We start from the raw sequence: 3,577 nt of genomic DNA, 5'->3' as shown, positions 1-3,577 counted from the left end.
AGCGGTAAGCGAGCAGGCGAGCGCCTTTTCGCTTTTGGCACTGGGATCGGTCGAGGCGATCGAGGGCACGGTGCGGATTGCCGCCAGCGAGGTGGTGGCGGCCTATGTCCTGCCCGAGATGACGGCGCGGCTGGGTGCCGAGGAGCCCTGCATCGAGGTCGAGATTGTCGCGTCGAACCAGGTTGAGAACCTTTTGCGCCGCGATGCCGATATCGCCATCCGCATGGTCAAGCCGGCGCAGAACGAGCTGGTGGCGCGCAAGGTGACCGACATTCCGCTCCGCGCCTGCGCGGCAAAATCCTATCTCGACCGACGCGGTCGTCCGCTCAAGCCCGGCGATCTCGTCGGCCACGAGCTGATCGGCTTCGACCGCAGCGACGAGATCATTCGCGGCTTTGCGCAGTTTGGCGTCCCGCTCACCCGCAATGCCTTCCGCTTCAGGACCGACAACCAGATTGTGCTGTGGGAGGCGGTGCGGGCGGGAAACGGTATCGGTTTTGGCCAAGAACCGCTGGCCGACCGCGATCCGTTGGTGGAGACATTGCTGCCGGGCCTCGCGCTGCCGACGCTGCCGGTATGGCTAGCCATGCACCGCGACGTGCGCACCAGCGTGCGCATCCGCCGTGTCGCGGATTTTCTTTATGAGGAGTTGAAGCGCTATTCGGCTGGTGCTGCGTCGGGAGCGAATTCGGCGCGGTGAGCGAGCCCGGCCATCAAAAATACGACGACCAGCAGCCCCGACAAAGCGACGAAGATCGGACCGAAGCTTGAGTGCTCGGCGATGAAGCCGATTGCCGACGGCGCCACCAGAATGCCGGAATAGCCCATTGTGGTGACGACGCTCATGCCGGTGCCGGACGACATGCCTTCCTGGTTGCCGCCGGCCGAAAACAGGATCGGCACCATATTGGCGATGCCGAAGCCGCAGAAGGCAAAAGCCGCGATGGCGAGCCAGGGCGAGGGCGCCAGCCCGGCCACCAGCATGCCGGCAGCGGCGACAAGGGCCGAAACGCGCAGTGTCGTCACCGCACCGAAGCGGTTGCGGACGCCGTCGCCAAAGAAACGCATCACGGCCATGATGCCGGAAAAGGCCGCGTAGGCAAGGCCAGCGATGGCAAGATCGGCGCCGAGTTCCTGCTGCAGATACAGCGCCGCCCAGTCGAGCACCGCGCCCTCGGAGATCATCGTCATCAGCGCCATCAGCCCGACCAGATAGACCAGCGGATTTCCAGGCAGGGCAAATTTGCGCTGCCCGGTGCCCCTTGATGGTCCTCGGAGCGGCTTGTCCTCGGCGATCAGATAGCGGACTGCCACTGCAATCAGGGCGAAAGCGAACGCCGTCACTACGATCGCATGGGCGAGATGACCATAGTTCTGGATGGCGAACCCGCCGAGAGCGCCGCCGGCGAAACCGCCAAGGCTCCAGAAGCCGTGGGAGGACGACATGATGGCGCGGGACAACCGCCGTTCCACCACCACCGCATTGGCATTCATGGCGACATCCATGCCGCCGATCGAACCGCCGAAGATGAACATGGCGATGGCCGCAAGCGGCACATTGGGCGCGAGCGCCACAACCAGCAGGCCGAAGCTTCCGATGAGACCGAACCAGCGCAGCACGGTGCGCGACCCATGCCTGGAGATCAGGTGGCCGCACCAGGTCATCGCCGTGACCGCGCCGGCGCCGAACAGCAGGATCAACAGGCCGAGCGTGAACTTCGAGATGTCGAGCCGGGTCAGGAACACCGGGATCTGCGGCGCCCAGGCGCCGGTCAGAAAGCCGTTGGCCAGGAACATGGCCGCCACGGCCCATCGTCCACGAATGGCGGTCTGCATGATTTTTTGCGCGTGCATCGCGTAGAATCCGGTCTGAAAATGGCCTCGCGAGGCAAATTAGATCGATTCAATTTCCAGTCAAGCGCTCAGGGCTGAAAGTGCTTGGGCCAAGCCAAAAGCTTCCTTCATGGACCTCTCGTTCCCTCGCGTCGGCGAACCATCTCGGCGATCCACATCGGTGCGTAAGGTGGCGTGCAGCCGGGTGATGCAGGATAGTCGATGAAGACAGCGAGCCGTTCGCCAATCCCGATTGCTCGCGTTCGAAGTTTCGGGTGGTGAATGCCGATCTCGGCGAGGCAGTGGTTCATTGCCCATTGTTTCTGAGCAGGCGCCTTCCTCAGCTCCTTCTCAATCTGGTCGAGCAGGGCATCGAGATCGAGGCCCTCGGCGTTCCTGACGACCCTTTCGGTCGTCAGGCTCCAGCCTGCGCGACCGACAAGGTCGTCGCCGTCCTTCCAGCCCAGACGAAGTTCTTCGGCGTGGCGACCGGGCTTCACCACGTTCACGATGAACCAATCGAGCAGCTTGGGAGAGCGGATGTCGCTTATCATCGTGTCGAGCTCGGCCGCAGAGAAGGCCTTCGGCCTGCACACCAGGGTCGCGACAAGGCGCGCGGCGGTATCGCCTGTAGCCCAGAGCTGAAGTGCGAGGTCATGCTGGGTCTTCAATCGCTTGGCGAGAGCGCGAAGATGGGTGAGGTTCACACCGTGATCGTCGCCACGGCGTTCATTGGCCTCGCGCATCTTCGGATCTTCGAGCGCGGCGAGCTCGCGCAAGACGTCCTTGACTGTTGACATGATGCTCTCCTCCCTTCGCAGCGTTCCTCTCGCTTTGCGCTGACCGGCTCGGGCCGAACTCGGTCGTTCAGCGATCCTAATGATCTCTGGGGCGTCTTGCCTCGAACTCCGCCTTCTTGGCATCGGAGGCGTCAAGCTGGTTGAGCGTCTGCCATTCGGCATAGGGCATGCCGTAGATGATCTCGCGCGACTGGTCCTTGCTGAGATCGACGCCCTCGGCCTCGGCGGCGTCGCGATACCAGTTGGAGAGGCAGTTGCGGCAGAAGCCAGCGAGGTTCATCAGGTCGATGTTCTGCACGTCCGTGCGTTCGCGCAGATGCGCAACCAGCCGGCGGAAGGCGGCGGCTTCGAAATCGCGTTTTTGCTCGTCGCTGAGTTCGGTCATGTGTTCTTGGCCTCCTCGGGCTCTCCTCACAGCGGCCCGGTGCGCGAGCCGAATCGTTTGACCTGATGTATATCGGGACGGCTGTTTATCGCGTCAACGATCGGCGCCAGCCGTTCGGCCCAGGCGCCTGCATTCTTCCGATCGGCGATCAGATCCTGGCGGATTTCGATCAGCGCATGAGCAAAGCCGTTGACGATGGCATGCCTGAACATGGTGTCGCCACGTAGCGCGCCGTCATAAGGCTCGTTATCGCCGACGACGAGGTCTTTGTCGGCGGCCAGCATATCGATCAGCGGTCGCGCCACTCGGTCGTCGCGATCCCACAAGATACCGACATGCCAGGGGCGCACGAAGCCCTGCATGAACTGGGTGAAGGAATGTACCGAAAAGATGAATGGCGCACTCGCGGAAGCCTGGGCCACCGAGGCGATCATTGCGCCGACCGCATCGTGATAGGGCCGGTAGAAGCGATCGATCCGCCTTTCACGTTCTTCCGGGGCGAGCGGATAATTTCCCGAAATGACGGTGCCGTCATAGAGTTGGCGGATCAGCGTAGGAT

General features: G+C 62.8%; 5 protein-coding genes. 1 reads left to right on the top strand and 4 read right to left on the bottom strand.

What is annotated here, in order from left to right:
- Positions 1 to 700 (top strand): LysR substrate-binding domain-containing protein (locus EOC93_RS32985; protein WP_127206705.1); only part of this gene is annotated, 700 nt, incomplete at its 5' end.
- Here the strand turns inward: EOC93_RS32985 and EOC93_RS32980 are convergent.
- From EOC93_RS32980 to EOC93_RS32965, 4 genes are all read right to left on the bottom strand, one after another.
- On the bottom strand, positions 658 to 1,854 hold the full coding sequence (locus EOC93_RS32980) for an MFS transporter (protein ID WP_095487330.1): 1,197 nt from the start codon (positions 1,852 to 1,854) through the stop codon (positions 658 to 660). The genes EOC93_RS32985 and EOC93_RS32980 overlap by 43 nt on opposite strands.
- Before the next feature lie 107 nt (positions 1,855 to 1,961).
- Positions 1,962 to 2,633 carry a DNA alkylation repair protein gene (locus EOC93_RS32975; protein WP_127206704.1) on the bottom strand — a complete coding sequence of 224 codons (672 nt, stop codon included), beginning with the start codon at positions 2,631 to 2,633 and terminating at the stop codon, positions 1,962 to 1,964.
- 76 nt (positions 2,634 to 2,709) lie between these two features.
- The gene (locus EOC93_RS32970; protein ID WP_095487328.1) at positions 2,710 to 3,018 is read right to left on the bottom strand and encodes a DUF1244 domain-containing protein; all 309 of its coding nucleotides are present in this window, start codon (positions 3,016 to 3,018) and stop codon (positions 2,710 to 2,712) included.
- Between the two features lie 26 nt (positions 3,019 to 3,044).
- The coding region (locus EOC93_RS32965) for an N-formylglutamate amidohydrolase (RefSeq protein WP_127206703.1) at positions 3,045 to 3,577 on the bottom strand (533 nt) is incomplete at its 5' end.

Origin of the sequence: Mesorhizobium sp. M6A.T.Ce.TU.002.03.1.1 (assembly GCF_003997275.1) — a bacterium.
GTDB classification, from domain to species: Bacteria; Pseudomonadota; Alphaproteobacteria; order Rhizobiales; family Rhizobiaceae; genus Mesorhizobium; species Mesorhizobium mediterraneum.
The sequence above is the reverse complement of the archived record's forward strand: the minus strand, read 5'-3'. Positions and strand labels throughout refer to the sequence as shown.